The sequence below is a fragment of the Specibacter sp. BI4 genome (assembly GCF_056680095.1).
This window is the reverse complement of the sequence record NZ_CM155265.1, coordinates 3,714,671-3,733,501: the sequence shown is the minus strand read 5'-3', so window position 1 is coordinate 3,733,501 and position 18,831 is coordinate 3,714,671. Positions and strand designations below refer to the sequence as shown.

Genomic DNA, 18,831 nt, shown 5'->3' with positions numbered 1-18,831 from the left:
ATCCAAGCAGCGTGCATTCCACTAAAGTGAAGTATCGGCCCCAGACCCCGGCGCGAGTTCCATTGTCGTAATTTACTAAGGGGAGTGACGCAATGTCGGGGTTTGAATTGCTCAAAATCACAACAACACGAGCCGTTGGCTTATTTCTGGCGGCTGCCGGTGACGCGTCATGAATCCACTGACGGGCACCGAAGAAGCCGTCTCCGGCGTGCCGCGCATTGATGATGTGAAGCAGACTTTTTTGGCCCAGTCCCTGACAACGGCGGGCGTGCTTGGAGACGATGCGGCAGAGGAGCCTGCACTACTTCATTTGGACCAACAGGAACAATTGTCCGATGATCTCGTGCGACTCGTCGCGGAGCTGAAGCGCAAACTTGGCAGCTACCTGGCCATTACCGCACTGCTCGCACCCAACGAATCGTCACTGCGTGAAAGTGATGAGGCTGTTGCCTGGATGGAAGAGACAATTGACGATCTGGTGGCGACAGTTGTGGGCGTCGAGGCGGCATCCTCGCATTCTGCTGCGGAGCCCGTGAGTCCGGTCCGGGCGGTGCCCGACATCAGAATCGCCTGATCCCGGAAGCGCCGGGGCCGCAAAGGTGCGTCCCGCCGTCGTGCATTAAAAAACCAACCCGCAGACGTGGTCGCTGAATCAACTCAGACTAGTTGATTCAGCGACCACTTCTGCGGGTCAGATGGTGGGCGGCTTCGCCGCGCCAGATGAAGCGGGGCTGGTTACTCACCGGCGGAGTTGGAACGGCCCATGAACGTCATGGGAACCCACAACGACAGGAAACACAGTCCGATGCCCAGGCCGGCCGGCACGAATGCGTGCGCAAAGCTCTCCAGGCTCCAGTAGGAGAAGGCAAAGATTCCGCCAAGGAACAAGGCGAAGAAGACGACGAACAAAACGACTGACTGCACCAGGCTGTTTTCGCGACGGTAACTGCTGTTGGACACGGTTCCTCCTTGCCCCATGGTGGGGAGCTGAGTGGGAGCACCGGGTGACCGGCGCGATGATCTACCGACAATCCTAGTACGGATTAGTATGTTGCCGTGCCTGCGCCGCCTGTGACGATGGCGATGCCCGAGCTGGTGCCGATCCGGGTCGCCCCGGCGGCGATCATTTCCAGTGCCTTTTCGCGTGTGCGCACGGCGCCCGAGGCCTTCACGCCAATGTCCGGTCCCACGGTTTCACGCATCAACGCCACATCCTGGGCCGTCGCGCCGCCGCCATTGAAGCCTGTGGAGGTTTTGACGTAGTCGGCGCCGGCCTCGACGGCGGCCTGGCAGGCCAGCACCTTCTCGGCGTCGCTGAGCAGCGCGGTTTCGATAATGACCTTCAACAACGAGTCTTCACCGTGGACGACCTCGGCCACGGCTGAAATGTCGGACAGGAGCGCGTCCCTGTCCAGTGCGCGGGCCGAGGCGATGTTGATGACCATGTCCACCTCGTCGGCGCCGTCCATCGTGGCGCCGCGGGCCTCAAAAACCTTCACATCCGTGTTGTGCGTCCCCAGCGGGAAGCCGACCACCGTGCACGTCAGCACGCCGGTTCCCAGCAGCGCCTTCTTGGCGGTTTCCACCCAGACGGGGTTGACGCAGACGGACTTGAAGTGGTGCTTGGCGGCTTCCTTGCACAACTTCAGGATGTCGTCCCGGCTGGCTTGGGGCGCCAAGAGGGTGTGGTCGATGTAGGCGGCAAGTCCGGCGGTGTCATCCTGGGGTGTGGATGTGGTCTGCGGCGTCATGGTGTGGCCTTTCTGTGTGGTTCCAGGTGCGTGTGGTTCCAGATGTGTTCGGTCCGTTAGCCAATCGTGCCATACGCGTTGGGCTAACTGCGCAGGCGGTAGCCGCGCTTGAGCACCGTTTCGACAATGGTCGGGTCGGGCAGCGCTGCCCGCAGGCGGCTGATGGCCATGTGCAGGGCGTGGTCGGTGTCGCCCATGCCCATGGCAGCGGACAGTTCGCTGTGCGGGCTGATGGCCCCGCCGCCGGCCATCAGCGCCTTCAGCAGCTGCAGTGGGGCTGGCGCCAGCGGCACGGGTATCCCGTCGACGCTCAGCGACTGCCCCCGCACCTCCAACACGGACCCGGCACTTTCCGCCCGCAGCGACCCGGCGCTTTCGAGATGCTCGCACACCAGCCTGATCAAGGCGCCCATGCGAAACCGTTCCGGGACAAGCGGCGTGATGCCGGCATGCAGCAGCGGGGCTGCCGTGACAGGTCCGACGGCGGCACTCACCACGGCGCCGAGGCCGTCCTTCCGTGCGGGGTCCCGGCGCAGCGCCCGGCGAAACTCGGTGCCGCGGCCCATGGCATCGGCGGTGCTCAGCACCGCGTCGACGGCCGGGGCGCTGGTGAACGTGAGGACGTCGAGCTCACGGTTGATGACGGCCTCGACCAGTTGGGGGAGTTTGTCCGCGTCCTCCGCGGTGACCCAGCGGTACGGGGTCACCGTCAGCACCCGGGCACCGGCCGCGCGCAGCCGCTCCAGCGCAGTCACATCCGTGTAGCCGTGGACCTGCACGGCCACGGTCTTGCCCTGGACGCCGGCGGCAATCACCAGCTCCGTCAGGGTGGCCGTAGTTTCATCGGCGCTGATGCCGGCATCGTCCAACCCGGCGGCACGGACGGCGCCGCGGGCCTTGGGGCCGCGCACGTAAATGGCGGACGCCGCCAGCGTGGCCAGCAGCTGCTCGCCCTGGCCGGCGGCGTCGGCGGCCTCGACCCAGCGGCGCATCCCGTAGGCGGTGGTGACCATGACGACGTCGGGGCGGGCGGCAAGCACTGCGGCCGTTTCGGCACGCAGCGCTTCGTCGTCCGCCACGGGCGCGATCTTCAGTGCGGGTGCGTGCAGCACCTGGGCGCCGCGGCGTTCCAGTGCCTCGATCAAGTCGCCGGCCCGGCGGTGGGCCGTGACGCCGATCCGGAATCCGCGCAACGGCGCAGCAGATTGCGGCGCGGCAGGCGTTGCCGGCTGGTGCCCGGACAGTGGTGTTGCTTGGTTCATGGATTCCTTCACGCTGATTGCAAACCGGCATCCGCGAGGAAGTTCGGGATGGCCAGGCCGTTCCTGCCGGCCAGGTTCACCACATCCCCGATGACGATGACAGCGGGGTTGCGGCACGTGGACGACGCGTCCACAATGCTATCGAGCGTGGCGGTGGTCGTGCGCTGCGCATGACTAAAACCGCTCTCCACGACGGCAACCGGCGTAACATTCGCCAGCCCGGCCAGGCGCAGCCCGGCAACGAGCGAGGGCAGGGTGCCGATGCCCATGAGCACCACGATGGTGCCGCCGAGCCCTGCCAGGTGCGTGTATTCATGGGCGGCCAGCGGTGCGTGGCCGGAGACAACAGTGAACAGGTGGCTGACGTTGCGGTGCGTGACGGGAATGCCCGCCGCTCCCGGGACCGAGATGGCGCTGGAAATGCCGGGCACCACCGTGACAGCGATGCCGGCGGCCACGGCGCCGGCCATTTCCTCCCCGCCGCGGCCAAAGACGAACGGGTCCCCGCCCTTGAGCCGCACGACATGCAGGCCGTTCCGGGCGCCGTCGATCATCCTGGCCGTGATCTCCTCCTGCGGGACCTTGTGGTGTCCGGGCGTCTTGCCCACATCGACAAAGGTGGCCCGCGGCGCCAGTTCGGCCAGGCCCTCGGTGGGGCCGAGCCTGTCAAAATAAACCACGTCGGCCGCCGCCAGTGCCTTGGCCGCGCGAAGGGTGAGCAGGTCGGCGGGGCCGGGCCCGCCGCCGACGAGCGTGATGTGTCCGGAGCGTCGGGTGCGTCGGGTGCGTAACACGGGTGTCACCCTTCGTTGAGGCCCGGGCCGGCGCCGCGGACGGGGATGTGGGTGGCGATCAGGACCGGGCCGCCGGGGGTGTCCGCGCCGGCCTTTTCAAGCTCGGTGGCCGGGCGCATCTGGCCGCGTTCCGGGACAAACACAATTGAGTCGTCGACGGTGTCCGGGGCATTGACGAAGGAGCGGAAACGGCGCAGCCGTTCGGGATCGGCCAAGGTGGCGGCCCATTCGTCCTCGTAGTTTCCAACGTGCGCATTCATGGCCGCCTCCAAATCCGCGGCGATGCCGAGGGAATCGTTGACGACCACATCGACCACGTGGGCCAGGCCGCCGTCGAGCTCTTCCTGCCAGCGGGCCGTGCGCTGGAGCCGGTCGGCCGTGCGGATGTAGTACATCAGGTAGCGGTCGATGTAGCTGATGAGCGTGGCGTCGTCGAGGTCCTTGGCCAGCAGCTGCGCGTGGGCGGGTGTGGCGCCGCCGTTCCCGCCTACATAGACGTTCCAGCCGTCGGCGGTGGCGATGACGCCCACGTCCTTGCCGCGCGCCTCGGCGCACTCCCGGGCACAGCCGGACACGCCAAGCTTGAACTTGTGCGGACTGCGCAGGCCCCTGTACCTGAGCTCCAGCTTGATGGCCATGGCCACCGAGTCCTGGACGCCGTAGCGGCACCAGGAGGAACCAACGCAGGACTTCACGGTGCGCAGCGATTTGCCGTACGCCTGCCCGGATTCCATGCCGGCGTCCACCAGGATCTTCCAGATCTCCGGCAGCTGTTCCAGCCGGGCGCCGAAGAGGTCGATCCGCTGCCCGCCGGTGATCTTGGTGTACAGGCTGTAGTCCTGGGCCACCTTGGCGATCACTGCCAGCTTGTCGGGGGTGATCTCCCCGCCCGGGATGCGCGGGACAACCGAGTAGGTGCCGTCCTTTTGCATGTTGGCCAGCGCGCGGTCATTCGTGTCCTGCAAGGTGCCGCGGCCCTCGTCCAGGACGTAGGCGCTGTTTTGGCTGGCCAGGATGTTGGCAACCGTGGGCTTGCAAATATCGCAGCCGCGCCCGGCCCTGGCCGTCTCATCGACGCCGAAGCGGGCCAGGATGTCGGGGAAACTGGTCAATTCCAGTGCCCGCACCGCCTCGAAGAGCTCCGGACGGGACATGTCAAAGTGTTCACACAGGGCCTTGGAGACGGCGATGCCCGATTTTGCCAGCTCGCCTTCCATGAGCTTTTTGAGCAGCGGCACGCAGGATCCGCACTGGGTTCCGGCCCGTGTGCAGGCCTTCAGGGCGGGCAGGTCCTGGACGGGTGCGGCGCCCTCGCAGCTGCCGCGGCCGTTGACGGCGTCGCGGACGCTGCCGGCGGAGACGTTGTTGCAGGAACACAGGATGGCGTCGTCGGGAAGTTCGACGGCGGGAGCGTCACCACCGCCGGCTGCCGAAAGGAACGCGCCCGGTTCGGCCGGCAACTCCCGGCCCAGGAGCGGGCGCAGGCTCGTGTACGGCGAAGCGTCACCAACGAAGATCCCGCCCAGGAGGGTCTTTGCATCGGGGCTGGTGACGATCTTTTGGTAGACGCCGCGGGCCGGATCGGCATAGACAACTTCGAGGCTGTCCTCCGTGCGGGCAAACGCGTCGCCAAAGCTGGCCACGTCGACGCCGGAAAGCTTGAGCTTGGTTGCCGTGTCGAACCCGGGAAAGGTGGCGTTTCCGCCGTGGAGCCTGTCGGCAACGATCTCGGCCATGGTGTTGGCCGGAGCCACAAGACCCAGGCACATGCCGTCAAAGTTGGCCACCTCACCTATGGCCCACACGCCAGGAACCGTGGTGGCGCAGCCGTCGGTGATGACAAGGCCGCCGCGCGGGCCCAGCTCGAAACCGTTGTGGGCCACGCCGTCGTCGTCGCGGGCCAGCTCATCGCGGGGGCGCACACCTACTGAGACAACCACCAGGTCCGCGGCAACCACTTTGTCGTTGGCCAGGAGCACCCCGGTGACCTGGCCGGCGTCGTCCGTCTGGATCTCGGCGGGGTAGGAGCCTATGGAGGCGGCCATGCCCTTGGCGGCAACCAAACGACCCAGGGCCTGGCCGGCGCCCTCATCGAGCTGGGCGTTCATGAGCCAGCGGCCGCCGTTGATGACCACGGAATCGGCGCCGAGCTTGATGAGCCCGGCGGCGGCCTCCAGGCCGAGCAGGCCGCCGCCGATCACGGCCGTCTTGACCGTGCGGCCGAGTTTCTCGGTCAGGGCCGCCACCTGCTGGTTCAGCATCCACACATCTTCCAGGGTGCGGTACACATGGGTGTGCTCGGCCCCCGGAATGCCCAGGCGGGTGGCGTCGGAGCCCGTGGCCAGGACCAGTTCGTCGTAGGCGTAGTGGGTCACGGCGCCCTCGTTCATGGTCTGGACGGTGCCGGCGGCCGGATCGATGCCGGCCACCTCGGCGCCGCGGACAAGGGCGACTGAAGGGTGCTCCCACATGGAAAGTTCACCAAGTGTCAGGTCGACCCCGACGTCCGTGAGCGCCTGGCTCAGTGCCACCCTGTCGTACGGGGCGTGGACTTCCTCGGTGAGGACTGTGATGTGCCAGTTGTCCAGGCCGCGGGACTGCATCGCCTCGACAAAGCGGTGCGCGGCGGGACCGCCACCGACCACCACCACCTTGCGGGGGCCGGCGGGCGGCGTCGTGGTTTCCTGCGGGTGTGGCTGGTTCATGGCGTTCATGGCGGGGGGCCTTTCACTGAGTGGGCCTGGTGCCGGCACCAACGTATGCTCCCATGCTAGGAAAACTGCATTGCCCCGCTGTTTCGCTTATGTTTCGGCGTGTTAACTTTCACCTCACCGGCGCCGTTGCCACGGCGGTGAGCCGGGATTAACCCAGCGGTCACATGGGCTGCCGGTGCGGGAAACATGGCGCCCCTAGTGTGGGATTCACGCCAACAGGCACGCAAAGGTATTGGCCCGGAAATTAGAGCCGCACACAAATCGCCGCACACAAGAGCTAAGGAACGCCCATGGAAAAGCTTCTGGAAAAGCCCCGCACAGCCCACCAGTCAGGGACGGCCCACACGCCCCGCGCCGCCAGGCATGCCGGTGCCGAATGGTTCAGGGTGTGTGAACTCCGGGACCTGGAGGACTCCTGGGGCGAGGCGGCGCTGGTCAACGGACACCAGCTCGCGTTGTTCCGGGTGGGGGACAGCGACGTTTTTGCCGTCGCCCAGGCCGACCCCGCCACCCGCTCCCACGTCATGGCCCGCGGCATGGTGGGCTCGCGCGGAACCACCCACACGATCGCCTCGCCACTGCACAAGGAGGTCTACTCGCTGGCCACGGGGGAGTGCTTCGGCAACCCCGAGCTGCGCCTGGGCACCTTCCCGGTGCGCGTGGTGGATGGTGCCATCGAGGTTTCGCTCTAGCGGCTTTCCAGCCCCAGCGCGGCCTTCACGTCAAGCACGACGGCGGCCAGCGCCCGTTGCGCTTCGGCGCGGGCAGCTGTCAGCTGCTCCGGCCCGCCCACGGGCACAATGACCTCGAGGTAGCACTTGAGCTTGGGTTCGGTGCCGCTGGGCCGGACGATGACCCGGGTGCCGTTTTCGGTCAGGAACGCCACCCCGTCGGTGGCCGGCAGCTCGGCTGAGCCCACCGACAGGTCGGTGAACGCCGCCACGGCGGATCCGTCAAAGCCGGCAGGGGGCTGGGCCCGGAGCCCTGCCATCATGGCCGCAATGCCGTGGGGATCCTCCACCCGGATGCTGACCTGGGTGCTGGTGTGCAGGCCGTGGGCCAGTGCCAGGTCGTCAAGCATGTCAAAGAGTGTCCGCCCGGCAGCCTTGAGTCCGGCGGCCAGCTCGGCAATGAGCAGTCCCGCCGAGATGCCGTCCTTGTCCCTGACGAGCTCCGGTGCCACGCAGTATCCCAGCGCCTCTTCGTAGCCGTAGGTCAGCTGCGGCACGCGTGAAATCCATTTGAAGCCCGTCAGCGTCTGGACATGGTTGTATCCGGCGGCGGCGGCAATCCTGGCCAGCAGCCGGGACGAGACGATTGAGTTGGCGAACACGGGTGTGCTCGTGTTCGTGTCGCCTTCGCGCGTGCCGGCCCGGTCGCCGCCGGCGGTGCTTCGGCCCCTGGCCACGACGTGGGCGCCGATCAGGGCACCCACTTCGTCGCCGTGCAGCTGGCGCCACTGCCCTGTCGCGGGATCCAGGGCCCCCACTGCGGCCCTGTCGGCGTCGGGATCGTTGGCCAGGACGACGTCGGCCCCCACCTGCTGCGCCAAGGCGAATGCCAGATCCATGGCGCCTGGTTCTTCCGGATTCGGGAAGGTGACAGTGGGAAATTCAGGGTCGGGGGCGGACTGCTCCGCCACGGCGTGGATGTCGGTGAAGCCCGCGTCGCGAAGCACTGCCAATGCCGTCTCATGCCCGACGCCGTGCAGGGAGGTGTGCACGATGCGCAGCTCCCTGTCGGGGAAGGCGGCAGGGTCGGCAAGGGCTGTCACCGCGAGCTTGTAGCCGTCCAGAAGTTCGCCGCCGAGCACCGTCCAGCCGTCGGCCGCCAACGCGATGGCGGCCGTGTCGCCCAGCTCGGCCGTGTTGGCCACGGCGGCAATGTGTCCGGCGATGAGCGAGTCGTGCGGGGCGACAATCTGCACGCCCCGGGCTTCTGCAGCCACGGCCCGGCCGCCCAGGTACACCTTGTAGCCGTTGTCCCGCGCAGGATTGTGGCTGGCCGTGACCATTACGCCGGCCTCACAGCCAAGGGACCGCACGGCAAAGGCGAGCACGGGTGTTGGCAGGGGGGCTGGCAGCAGGAACGTCTCGATTCCTGCGGCGGCGAAGATGGCGGCCGTTTCCCGGGCGAAGTCCTGGGAGTTGTGGCGGGCGTCGTAGCCCACGACTGCCCTGGGCTGGTAGGCGGGGGTGGGCACGGGGGAGGTTCCGGCGTCGCCCGTTTCCTGCAGGCCTCCCGCTGCCAGGGCCAGCAGGTGGGCTGCCACGCCCGCCGCCGCCCGCCGCACCACGACGCGGTTCATCCGGTTCGGGCCCGGGCCCATGGTGGCGCGAAGCCCGGCGGTGCCAAATTGCAGGTCGCCGGCAAAACTGTCGGCCAGCTCTGCCGCATCCGCCGGGTCGGTGCCGGTGATCAGGGCCTGCAGCTGCGCGGCAGTGGCCGGGTCGGGGTCATTGGCCGCCCATTGCCCGGCCGCCCCCTTCAGCGCTTCGGCCTCGAGTGCGGCACTGGACTCGGAATGGCTCTCTTGAAGATGTTTCACCAGACCAATGTAGCCGCACGGGTGGCCCGGAAGCCGGTCCTGCCTTAAAGTTTCGCGATGACGTCCGCCAGCAGGGACGAAATTCGGGGGCCCGCGGCCTGTCCTGCGGCAATGACTTCCTCGTGGCTGAGCGGGGTGGGGCTGATGCCGGCGGCGAGGTTTGTGACGAGGGAGATGCCGAAGACCTCCATGCCGGCCGCGCGGGCGGCGATGGCCTCCAGCGCCGTGGACATGCCCACCAGGTCCGCGCCGATGCGCTTGGCGTACTGCACCTCTGCGGGAGTTTCGTAGTGCGGACCGGTGAACTGGGCGTAGACGCCTTCATCCAGGGTCGGGTCGACCTCCCGGGCCACCGCCCGGAGCCGGGCAGAATACAGGTCTGTCAGGTCCACGAACGTGGCGCCTTCCAGGGGGGACACGGCTGTGAGGTTGAGGTGGTCGCTGATCAGCACGGGAGTGCCCGGCGCCCACGCCTCGTTGAGTCCGCCGCAACCGTTGGTCAGCACAATGGTGCGTGCCCCGGCGGCGGCTGCCGTGCGCACGCCGTGGACAACTGCACGCACGCCGCGACCCTCATAAAAGTGGGTTCTGGCACCGAGCACCAGCACGTTTTTGCCTGCCGGGGTGCGGATGGAGGTCAGGGAGCCGGTGTGTCCCACGACTGCGGGGGCGGAGAAACCGGGCACGTCGGCGGCGTCGAGCACTGCCGTGACCTCACCGATGAGGCCGGCTGCTTCGCCCCATCCCGAGCCCAGCACCACGGCCAGGTCGTGGCTGGGCACTCCGGTGTGCCGGGCAATGTGGGCTGCCGCCGCGCGGGCAAGCTCGGTCGGATCGGTCTCTGGCAGGGCTTGAAAGTTAGTCACGAAACCAACATACCGGCACCGGCTGCGATGGCCCAGCGGCCACGCGCAGCGGCGGGACGTCCCTGGTGCTTCGGCCGGGCAAGTTGGTGCAAAGTGCGGGCTAGGGAAGAATGAATGATTGTGACGAGCCAACAAGAATCTTCCAGCCCCTTTGCCCTTCCCAGCCTTGCCATCCTCGGTGGCGGACCCGGCGGTTATGAAGCCGCCATGGTGGCTGCCTCGATGGGGGCCAAGGTGACCATCGTGGAGCGTGCCGGAGTGGGCGGCGCGGCTGTGCTGACCGACGTCGTTCCTTCCAAGACGCTCATCGCCGTCGCCGAAGCCATGAACCGCAGCGTCGATTCCACCGCCATGGGTGTGAGCTTCAACGCCCAGGACGGCAACCCCAAGACAGTCATGCAGGCGGACCTCAAGCACATCAACGAGCGCGTGCTGCTGCTGGCCAAGGAGCAGTCAACCGACATCCGCCGCGGACTCGAGGCCGTGGGCGTGACAATTGTGATCGGCACCGGCCGGCTGCTGGACAACCGGACCATCGAGGTGGACCGCGGGGAATCCAAGGAAATCATCAAGGCCGACGCCATCCTTGTCTCCGTTGGCGCCCACCCGCGTGAGCTTGCCACGGCCCGGCCCGACGGCGAACGCATCCTGAACTGGACCCAGATCTACGACCTCGACGAGCTTCCCAAGGAACTCATCGTGGTCGGCTCGGGCGTCACCGGCGCCGAGTTCGCCTCCGCCTTCAACGGCCTGGGCTCGAAGGTCACCTTGATTTCCAGCCGCGACCAGGTGCTGCCCGGCGAAGACTCGGACGCGGCCGCCGTGCTCGAGGACGTGTTCGCCCGCCGCGGCCTGCGCGTGCTGTCCCGATCCCGCGCCGAGTCTGTCGAGCGCACGGACGACGGCGTCATCGTCACCCTGGGCGACGGGTCCAAGGTCACGGGCACGCACTGCCTGGTCTGTGTGGGCTCCATTCCCAACACCACTGACATTGGCCTGGAAGCGGCAGGCGTTGAGGTCACCTCCAGCGGCCACATCAAGGTCGACGGCGTTTCCCGCACCAGTGCGCCCAACGTTTACGCCGCCGGCGACTGCACCGGCGTGTTTGCCCTCGCCTCCGTGGCCGCCATGCAGGGCCGCATCGCCGTGGCCCACCTGGGCGGCGACGGCGTGAGCCCGTTGAAGCTCAAGCACGTCTCCTCCAACATCTTCACCTCCCCGGAGATTGCCTCGGTGGGTGTCTCCGAAGCCGACCTGGCCTCCGGAAAATACCAGGGCGACGTCATCAAGCTCTCGCTGCAAACCAATGCCCGGGCCAAGATGCGAAACGTCAACGACGGCTTCATCAAGATCATCGCCCGCAAGGGTTCGGGGACGGTCATTGGCGGCGTGGTCGTGGGTGCCGGCGCCTGTGAGCTGATCTTCCCGATCGCGCTGGCCGTGACCCAGAAACTGCACGTGGACGACGTCGCCAACACCTTCACGGTGTACCCGTCCCTGTCGGGCTCCATTTCCGAGGCTGCCCGGCGCCTCCACGTCCACATGTAACCCGGTCCCGTGGCCCAAAGCCGCCGATCCCGCCCTGCACACCGCTGAGGTTCAGGGCCGGGGCGGCGGCTTTTCCCGTGGGGCACCAGGTTGCGCCGTGGCGGGCGCCGGTGGGAGGTTGCCGGTTCACCCGGCGCAAGGTTCGGCGTCAACTTGGCGCGGGGTGTCACCCGGCGCCAAGTTCACCGTGAACTGTGCGCCGAATGATTCGCGCCCGAGCTGCTTGGTGTGGTCCCGCCGTCGTACTTGGGCAGCAAATGGGGAGATGCGTATCACAAGTAGGTTAGCGTTGGCTGTATGACCATTTCACCTGCAGGCCGTGGCGGAACAGCCGCCCCGGCCCGTCGAGAGACATTCTCCTCGCGAAAACTTTTCATACTCTCAGCGATCGGCTCCGCCGTCGGCCTGGGCAACATCTGGCGGTTCCCGTATGTCGCCTACGAAAATGGCGGCGGCGCCTTCTTGATTCCCTATTTGGTTGCACTGCTGTGTGCCGGCATCCCGCTGCTGTTCCTTGACTACTCGATCGGCCACCGCTTCCGTGGCTCGGCCCCGCTGTCCTACCGGCGGCTGCACCGTGCGGCCGAACCGATTGGCTGGTGGCAGGTCCTGATCTGCTTCATCATCGCCATCTACTACGCCGCGATCATCGCCTGGGCGGCGATGTACACGTGGTTCTCGATCACGAAGGCCTGGGGCGACGATGCTGAGGGCTTCTTCTTTAACAACTACCTGCAGTCGGCCGACCAGGCAGGCCTGTCCTTCGACTTCGTCTCCAGCGTCTTCTTCCCCATGCTGGCGGTGTGGATCGTGGCCATCGTGATCATGGTGGCCGGCGTGAACAAGGGCATCTCGCGTGCCAACGCCGTGTTCCTGCCGCTGTTGGTGGTCATGTTCGTGATCCTGGTGGTGCAGTCGCTGTTCCTTGACGGCGCCATGGTGGGCCTGAACGCGTTCTTCACCCCGGATTGGGCGGCCCTGCAAAATCCAAGTGTTTGGGCTGCCGCCTTCGGCCATATCTTCTTCTCCCTTTCCGTGGCCTTTGGCATCATGGTCACCTACTCCTCCTACCTCAAGCGCAAGACCGACCTGACCGGATCCGGCATGGTTGTCGCCTTCGCGAACTCGGGGTTTGAGATCCTCGCCGGCATTGGGGTCTTCGCGGCCCTTGGCTTCATGTCCGTGGCCTCCGGAACCGCTGTGGACGAGGTCGCCTCCGGCGGCATCGGGCTGGCTTTCGTGGCCTTTCCGACCATCGTCTCCGAGGCTCCCTTTGGTGCGTTGCTCGGCGTCATGTTCTTCGGGTCGCTGGTCTTTGCCGGCCTGACCTCCTTGATCTCCATCCTGGAAGTCATCGTGGCCGCGTTCCAGGACAAGCTGGGGTGGAGCCGCAAGGGGGCCACCCTGGTGGTCACCATCCCCATCGCCCTGATCTCCATGATCCTGTTCCCGACCACCACGGGCATCCACCTGCTGGACACCTCGGATGCGTTCGTGAACCAGTTCGGCATCCTCGCCTGCGCCTTGGTCACCGTCATTGTGGTCTCAGCCGGGCTTAGCAGCCTGCCGCGTCTGCAGAAACACCTGAACCGGACCTCGACAGTGAAGATGGGTGTTGGGTGGCGCATCCTGGTCGGCGGCATTGCGCCGGTGGCCTTGGGCTACATGCTCATCAACGAGATCCAGACGAAGAGCACCGAACAATACTCCGGCTATCCGGCCTGGTTCAACGGGGTCTTCGGCTGGGGCATGGCCGGTGCGCTGATTGTGGGCGCACTGCTGCTGTCCCTGATTCCCTGGAGTGATAAATCCAAGCTCAAGGACCCCGAGTACGACGAATTCAACGCAGCCGAAGAACTCGACGGCGACGTGGACAACAACCGTGAAGAGGTGAAGTCATGACCCCGGTGGCAATCACAATGATGATCATCGCCATGGTGACGGTTTGGGGCGGCCTGGGCCTGGCCTTGTGGAACCTTGCCCGCCACCCCGAAGACGAGGACGAGCTTCCCGGCCCCGACGAGATGCCGCACGAGCTGTAGCCCGCTGCACCTTTTCAGCTGACGCGACGAAGCCGCCCACCAGCTGACCCGCAGAAGTGGTTGCTAAATCAACTGAAATTGGCTGATTCAGCAACCACTTCTGCGGGTCACTTCCATTACTGGCGGGGTGGGTGGGGCAGGCCCTAGACCGCTGCCGGGGCGAAATGGGACTCGATCAGCGCCTTGAGGTCCCCATGGCAGCCGCCGCAACCGGTGCCCGCGCGCGTTGCGGCCGACAGCTCAGGCACGGTGGAGCAGCCTCCGGCCACGGCCGTCGAGATGGATTCCTCAGTGACGCCGGCACAGCGGCACACAGTCCTGGCCGGGTCCGGCTGTGCCGCCACCGGCCGGTCCGGGCCGTCCAGCCGCAGCAGTGCCGACCTGTCCGCAGGAAGTTCCGCCCCGCGCTCAAACAACAGCGTCAATTCGGCGCCCGTGCGTGGCATGCCGACACTGATGAAACCAGCCAGAACACCCCCGCGGGTGCTCATCTTCACGTATTTCCCGTGCCCGGGATCGGCCCACAGGCTGACCGCCAGGCCCGGCACGTCGTCGAACGGACCGGCCGCAACATCCCCGGCGGCCGCCACGTCCACGCCCCGTGCCTTGAGCATCATGACAGGTGCCCGTTCGCGCGGCAGGGGTGCCGCCGCCGTCGTGCCTCCGGCCAGGCGTACGGCCAGGAACGCAGCCAGCCACTCGGCCTGCCGCCAGCCCGGGCCGATCAAGCCCAGCGGCCCGGTGCTGTCGGCGCAGTCGGGGCAGCCAGCATCCAGGCAACGGACCTCGGCACAGTCACCAATGGCGAAGACGATGGGATCGTGGTGTGCCGCCATGGTGTGGTCGACCAGGATGCCGCGGTCCGTGGCCAGGCCGGCACCTGCCGCCACCTCCACACGGGGCCGCACGCCGCATGAAAGCACCAACAGCCCGCCCGGGACGGCCGAACCGTTCTCCTGCAGCAGGCCGGAAAACGTGGCGGTGCCATCGGCTCCCGGAGCCATCTCGACCCCCACGGCGCGGGCCTGGGAGACCACAGTGATGCCGCGGGCACGCAGGGCTGCGGCCACCGTGTGCCCGGCCCCGGCGTCGATGCTGCGCCCCAGAGCATGAGACCCGTGGTGGACCACCGTGACCTCGGCGCCTTCATCGCGGGCGGCCAGGGCAGCCTCGAGCCCCAAGATGCCGCCACCCAACACCACCACCCGCTGTCGGCGTTCGACGGCGTCCCGGAGCGCGGCGGCGTCGGCAAGATCGCGCAGGGCAATCACGCCGCGGGGCAGCGGCACCCGGGCCGCAGGATCCGGATTGAGCCCGTGAAGCGGGGGCACCACGGGGCGGGCGCCGGTGGCGAAGACCAGCCTGCCGTAGTTGATCCACCTGCCGTCGGCCAGCAGCACGCCCTGGCGGGCACGGTCCACCCGCCGGACGCGCGCGTCCAGGTGGACCGCAACGCCGGCAGCCTCCAGTTCGGCCGGATCGGACACCGAAATGGCTTGCTCAGTTGTCCTGCCCACACCCAGGTCGGCCACCAAAACGCGGTTGTAGGCGGCGGAGCTTTCCTCACCAATGATGGTCAGTGACACCTCGCCCCGGCGTATGCTGGGCAGCAGCTCGTCGGCAAGGCGGGCGGCGACGGGGCCGTAACCGACGACAACCACGTGGTTCGCTGAAATGGTCATGACGCCTCCTGAAGCTCTGCCGGGGCAGCATTGGCGATGCTCGGGGTGCTGCGGTCAGCCGTCACGGTGACGGAGCTGGCCTTGAACTCGGGCATGCCGGAGATCGGATCCACCGCAGCACTGGTGAGCAGGTTGGCGTTCTCCTCCTGCGCGAAATGGAACGGCAGAAACACGGTGTCACTGCGGATGCCCGTACTGAGCCTTGCAGTGCAATGAACAGTGCCGCGGGCATTGGCGATGGTGACCTGTCCGCCGTCGGCTATGCCACGGGAGGCGGCGGCCAACGGGTGGATGAGCAACTCGGCATGGGGCACAGCTCCGGCGAGCTCCGGCACACGCCGGGTCTGGGCGCCCGATTGGTAATGCTCCAGCAACCGGCCGGTGACGAGCGCCAGGGTGGAGCCGGTAAACAGTGCATCCCGGGCCGGCGGCGCCGCGGGCAAGACGGTTGTCAGCACGGCCCGGCCGTCAGCATGGGCAAAGCTCTCCAGGAACAGCCGCGGCGTGCCCTGGCTGCCGGCCGGGCAGGGCCAATGGACCTCGGCGCCCGAATCCAGCAGCGCGTAATCAATGCCCGAGTAGTCCGCCAAACCGCCGGCCGAGGCCGCACGCAGTTCGGTGAAAACGGTCTCCGGATCGGGGCTGAAGGTGGACGGGGCATCCAGCCGGCGGGCAAGCTCGGAGAAAATCCACAACTCGCTCCTGGCCCCGGGCGGCGGCGTCACGGCTGCACGGCGGCGCAGCACCCGCCCCTCGAGATTTGTCATGGTGCCCTCCTCCTCGGCCCACTGCAGCACCGGCAGCACGAGATCGGCCTCCCTCGCCGTCTCGGACATCACGAAATCGCACACCACCAAAAAGTCCAGGCGCCGCAGGCCCTTGAGCACCTCGCCGGCGTTGGGCGCCGACACCGCCACATTGGCGCCGTGGATGAAGAAGGTGCGGACGCCGTCGGGCATCCCCAGCGAGGCAAGAAGTTCGACGGCGGGGAGCCCCGGCCCGGGGATGGCGTCCGGTTCCACACCCCACACCTTGGCGACGTGCGCGCGGGCGGCGGGATCGGTGATCTTGCGGTAGCCGGGAAGCTGGTCGGCCTTCTGGCCGTGCTCCCGGCCGCCCTGGCCGTTGCCTTGGCCCGTCAGTGTGCCGTACCCGCTCGTGGCAGAGCCCGGCAGGCCAAGAAGGAGGGCCAGGTTGATGGCGGCCGTGGCGGTATCGGTGCCATCGACATGTTGTTCCACGCCGCGGCCGGTGAGGATGTAGCTGCCGCCGCGAGCAACGCCTTCCGCCAGGAGGCGGGCCGTCTCCCGCAGCAGGTGCACCGGGACGCCTGTGACGGCCTGCACCCGTTCGGGCCACCAGGAGGAGACGCTGCGGGCCAGTGCCTGATAGCCGTGGGTGCGGCCGGCGATGAAGCTTTCATCGACCAATCCCTCGTGAATGACGATGTGGCTCAGGCCAAGGAGCAGGACCAGGTCCGTTGCCGGGACGGGCTGCAGGTGCAGGCCTGCGCCGTCGGCCGTGAAATCCGCGGTGGCTGTGCGGCGGGGGTCAACCACGATCAGGCCGCCCGCGGCGCGGGCACCACCGAGGTGCTGGACAAACGGTGGCATGGTCTCGGCAACGTTGGAACCAAGCAACAGGACCGTGTGGGCGGTGTCCAGATCCGAGACGGGGAAGGGCAGCCCCCGGTCCAGGCCGAACGCGCGGTTGCCGGCGGCCGCGGCAGAGGACATGCAAAACCTGCCGTTGTAATCGATGCGGGACGTGCCCAGGGCCAGCCGGGTGAACTTGCCCAGCTGATAAGCCTTTTCGTTCGTCAGCCCGCCACCGCCAAAAACACCAACGGCGTCGGGGCCGTGCGCGGTGCGCGTCCGCTTCACCTGGTCCGCGATCATGTCCAGCGCCTGCGACCACTCCACGGGGCGGTGGATGCCGTCCGGTCCGCGGAGCAGGGGAGTGGTCACCCGACCCGGGTGTCCCAGCAAGGTCGCCGAGGTCCAACCTTTCCGGCACAGGCCGCCCCGGTTCGTGGGGAAGTCCCGTCCCTCGATGGTGGGTGGCGCCGGCGTGGCAGCCGCAGGTGCACCCGGAGCAGGCGCAGCAGCCGGCGTCACCGTCATGGCGCACTGCAGCGCGCAGTAGGGGCAGTGCGTGGCGGTGCCCGCGGGTGGGGTGGGTGAAGGGCTCGTCATCAGACGTGGCTCAGCGAGGCGGCGGACGACGGCCGCAGGTACACGGCCCAGGTCAGGGCCATGAGGATGAGGTAGGCGGCGACGAATCCGATGAATGCTCCCTGGTAGCCGCCCGTGGCCTGGCGCGAGGCGTTGAGGACCTGGGGGACCACGAATCCGCCATAGGCGCCAATGGCCGAGATGATGCCCAGCGCCGCAGAAGCCTTGCGGGCCGCGCCAATTTTGCCGCCATCAGCTGAATCGGAGGAACTGGCCCGCAGCGCAAACACCATGGGGATCATCCGGTACGTGGAGCCGTTTCCGGCGCCGGCTGCTGCAAACAGCACCAGGAACAAGAGCAAAAAGAGCGGGAAGCTGCCCAGCGGGAGGGTGAGCAGCTGGACCAGGGCGGTCAAGGACAGGACCCCGAAGCAGGCAACGGTGACTCGGGCGCCGCCCCAGCGGTCGGCCAGTTTTCCGCCGTAGGGCCGGGCCAGCGAGCCGATCAGGGCACCCAGGAACGCCAGCGAGATGATGGCCGGACCAATGGGGATGCCCACGCCGGCGCCGAATGAATCCATGATCAGTTTCGGGAAGACGGCGGAGAAGCCGATGAACGAGCCAAAGGTGCCAATGTAGAGCAGTGCAAGGATCCACAGGTGCGGTTCACGCAGGGATGCCAGTGAGCCGGCGATGTCGGACTTCGCGCTGGCCAGGTTGTCCATGTATTTCCAGGCGCCCCAGGCGGCGATCAAGATGAGCGGCACCCACATGAGTCCGGCCAGTGGCAGGCCCAGTGTGCCCGCTGCCAGAAGGGTTACGGCCAGGGGCACCATGAACTGTGCGACGGCGGCGCCCAGGTTTCCGCCCGCGGCGTTCAGTCCCAGCGCCCAGCCTTTCTCGCGGGCCGGGTAGAAGTAGGTGATGTTGGCCATCGAGGACGCGAAGTTGCCGCCGCCCAAGCCGGCAAGTGCGGCCACGGCGAGCATCGCGCCAAACGGCGTGTCCGGGTTGCCAACGCACAGCGCCAGCCCGACGGTGGGGATGAGCAGCAGCAGCGCGGAGATGATCGTCCAGTTGCGTCCGCCGAACCTGGCCACCATGAAGGTGTAGGGGATTCGCAGCGTGGCACCCACGAGGGAGGGGATCGAGATGAGCCAAAACAGTTCACCCGAGGTGAACGTGAAACCCGCGCCCGGCAGGAACACCACAACGATCGACCACAGCTGCCACACCACGAAGCCCAGGAATTCGCAGGCGATGGACCAGGCCAGGTTCCGCTTGGCGATGGCCCGGCCGGTGCTTGCCCACTGTGCCGGATCCTCTGCATCCCAGTGATGGAGCCAGCGCCCGTGCGTGCTCGTTATGGTTGTGCCGGTAGTTGCGGGTTCCGGTGTGGTGTCAACCGTTCTGCCCATGCTGTCCGCAGTCATGAATACCTCCCGGTGCT

At 67.2% G+C, this 18,831-nt stretch carries 15 protein-coding genes; 5 read left to right on the top strand and 10 right to left on the bottom strand.

From position 1 onward, the window contains the following. Positions 1–169: 169 nt before the first annotated feature. Positions 170–574, top strand: coding sequence for a hypothetical protein (locus AC1L6K_RS16965; RefSeq protein ID WP_480950005.1), 405 nt, complete (start codon positions 170–172; stop codon positions 572–574). Between the two features lie 161 nt (positions 575–735). Here the strand turns inward: AC1L6K_RS16965 and AC1L6K_RS16960 are convergent, their stop codons facing one another. The 5 genes from AC1L6K_RS16960 to nirB all read right to left on the bottom strand — a co-directional run bounded on the left by AC1L6K_RS16960 (position 736) and on the right by nirB (position 6,521). Continuing rightward, entirely contained in the window at positions 736–960 is a 225-nt protein-coding gene (locus AC1L6K_RS16960) for a hypothetical protein (protein ID WP_480950004.1), read from the bottom strand. An 83-nt stretch (positions 961–1,043) separates the two neighbouring features. Continuing rightward, on the bottom strand, positions 1,044–1,751 hold the full coding sequence (deoC, locus tag AC1L6K_RS16955; protein WP_480950003.1) for a deoxyribose-phosphate aldolase: 708 nt from the start codon (positions 1,749–1,751) through the stop codon (positions 1,044–1,046). Positions 1,752–1,834: 83 nt separating this feature from the next. Continuing rightward, positions 1,835–3,013 (bottom strand): uroporphyrinogen-III synthase, encoded by a 1,179-nt coding sequence (locus AC1L6K_RS16950; protein ID WP_480950002.1) that lies wholly within the window; start codon positions 3,011–3,013, stop codon positions 1,835–1,837. A gap of 8 nt (positions 3,014–3,021) precedes the next feature. Next, positions 3,022–3,816 (bottom strand): uroporphyrinogen-III C-methyltransferase, encoded by a 795-nt coding sequence (gene cobA / locus AC1L6K_RS16945; protein ID WP_480950001.1) that lies wholly within the window; start codon positions 3,814–3,816, stop codon positions 3,022–3,024. Next, positions 3,813–6,521, bottom strand: a complete 2,709-nt coding sequence (nirB, locus tag AC1L6K_RS16940) for a nitrite reductase large subunit NirB (protein ID WP_480950000.1) — start codon at positions 6,519–6,521, stop codon at positions 3,813–3,815. The genes cobA and nirB overlap by 4 nt, the downstream gene beginning before the upstream one ends. 290 nt (positions 6,522–6,811) lie before the next feature. Between nirB and nirD the strand changes: the two genes are divergently transcribed. After that, positions 6,812–7,213 (top strand): nitrite reductase small subunit NirD, encoded by a 402-nt coding sequence (nirD, locus tag AC1L6K_RS16935; RefSeq protein ID WP_480949999.1) that lies wholly within the window; start codon positions 6,812–6,814, stop codon positions 7,211–7,213. On the opposite strand, the gene AC1L6K_RS16930 is transcribed toward nirD, so the two are convergent. Then, the gene (locus AC1L6K_RS16930; protein ID WP_480949998.1) at positions 7,210–9,069 is read right to left on the bottom strand and encodes a phospho-sugar mutase; all 1,860 of its coding nucleotides are present in this window, start codon (positions 9,067–9,069) and stop codon (positions 7,210–7,212) included. The two genes, nirD and AC1L6K_RS16930, sit on opposite strands and share 4 nt — an antisense overlap. 44 nt (positions 9,070–9,113) lie before the next feature. Further along, complete coding sequence (locus AC1L6K_RS16925) at positions 9,114–9,935, bottom strand: purine-nucleoside phosphorylase (protein ID WP_480949997.1); 822 nt, start codon at positions 9,933–9,935, stop codon at positions 9,114–9,116. A gap of 207 nt (positions 9,936–10,142) precedes the next feature. Between AC1L6K_RS16925 and AC1L6K_RS16920 the strand changes: the two genes are divergently transcribed. The 3 genes from AC1L6K_RS16920 to AC1L6K_RS16910 all read left to right on the top strand — a co-directional run bounded on the left by AC1L6K_RS16920 (position 10,143) and on the right by AC1L6K_RS16910 (position 13,525). Beyond that, positions 10,143–11,483, top strand: coding sequence for an NAD(P)H-quinone dehydrogenase (locus AC1L6K_RS16920; RefSeq protein ID WP_480952809.1), 1,341 nt, complete (start codon positions 10,143–10,145; stop codon positions 11,481–11,483). 297 nt (positions 11,484–11,780) lie between these two features. Next, positions 11,781–13,385, top strand: a complete 1,605-nt coding sequence (locus AC1L6K_RS16915) for a sodium-dependent transporter (protein ID WP_480949996.1) — start codon at positions 11,781–11,783, stop codon at positions 13,383–13,385. Next, positions 13,382–13,525, top strand: a complete 144-nt coding sequence (locus AC1L6K_RS16910; protein WP_480949995.1) for a methionine/alanine import family NSS transporter small subunit — start codon at positions 13,382–13,384, stop codon at positions 13,523–13,525. The genes AC1L6K_RS16915 and AC1L6K_RS16910 overlap by 4 nt, the downstream gene beginning before the upstream one ends. Before the next feature lie 143 nt (positions 13,526–13,668). Here the strand turns inward: AC1L6K_RS16910 and AC1L6K_RS16905 are convergent, their stop codons facing one another. Genes AC1L6K_RS16905 through AC1L6K_RS16895 form a run of 3 tightly spaced genes read right to left on the bottom strand, consistent with a single transcriptional unit; the run spans position 13,669 to position 18,814 of the window. After that, a complete protein-coding gene (locus tag AC1L6K_RS16905) occupies positions 13,669–15,207 on the bottom strand; it encodes an FAD-dependent oxidoreductase (RefSeq protein WP_480949994.1) in 1,539 nt (512 codons plus the stop codon). Continuing rightward, complete coding sequence (locus tag AC1L6K_RS16900; RefSeq protein ID WP_480949993.1) at positions 15,204–17,402, bottom strand: molybdopterin oxidoreductase family protein; 2,199 nt, start codon at positions 17,400–17,402, stop codon at positions 15,204–15,206. Before AC1L6K_RS16900 ends, AC1L6K_RS16905 begins: the two co-directional genes overlap by 4 nt. Next, entirely contained in the window at positions 17,402–18,814 is a 1,413-nt protein-coding gene (locus AC1L6K_RS16895; protein ID WP_480949992.1) for an MFS transporter, read from the bottom strand. Before AC1L6K_RS16895 ends, AC1L6K_RS16900 begins: the two co-directional genes overlap by 1 nt. Positions 18,815–18,831: the final 17 nt, after the last annotated feature.

Bases quoted from the DNA above. Each gene is read 5' to 3' on its own strand.
- AC1L6K_RS16965 (WP_480950005.1), top strand. From the start codon at position 170: ATGAATCCACTGACGGGCACCGAAGAAGCCGTCTCCGGCGTGCCGCGC.
- deoC (WP_480950003.1), bottom strand. From the start codon at position 1,751: ATGACGCCGCAGACCACATCCACACCCCAGGATGACACCGCCGGACTT.
- AC1L6K_RS16950 (WP_480950002.1), bottom strand. From the start codon at position 3,013: ATGAACCAAGCAACACCACTGTCCGGGCACCAGCCGGCAACGCCTGCC.
- nirB (WP_480950000.1), bottom strand. From the start codon at position 6,521: ATGAACGCCATGAACCAGCCACACCCGCAGGAAACCACGACGCCGCCC.
- nirD (WP_480949999.1), top strand. From the start codon at position 6,812: ATGGAAAAGCTTCTGGAAAAGCCCCGCACAGCCCACCAGTCAGGGACG.
- AC1L6K_RS16920 (WP_480952809.1), top strand. From the start codon at position 10,143: ATGGTGGCTGCCTCGATGGGGGCCAAGGTGACCATCGTGGAGCGTGCC.
- AC1L6K_RS16915 (WP_480949996.1), top strand. From the start codon at position 11,781: ATGACCATTTCACCTGCAGGCCGTGGCGGAACAGCCGCCCCGGCCCGT.
- AC1L6K_RS16910 (WP_480949995.1), top strand. From the start codon at position 13,382: ATGACCCCGGTGGCAATCACAATGATGATCATCGCCATGGTGACGGTT.
- AC1L6K_RS16905 (WP_480949994.1), bottom strand. From the start codon at position 15,207: ATGACCATTTCAGCGAACCACGTGGTTGTCGTCGGTTACGGCCCCGTC.
- AC1L6K_RS16900 (WP_480949993.1), bottom strand. From the start codon at position 17,402: ATGACGAGCCCTTCACCCACCCCACCCGCGGGCACCGCCACGCACTGC.
- AC1L6K_RS16895 (WP_480949992.1), bottom strand. From the start codon at position 18,814: ATGACTGCGGACAGCATGGGCAGAACGGTTGACACCACACCGGAACCC.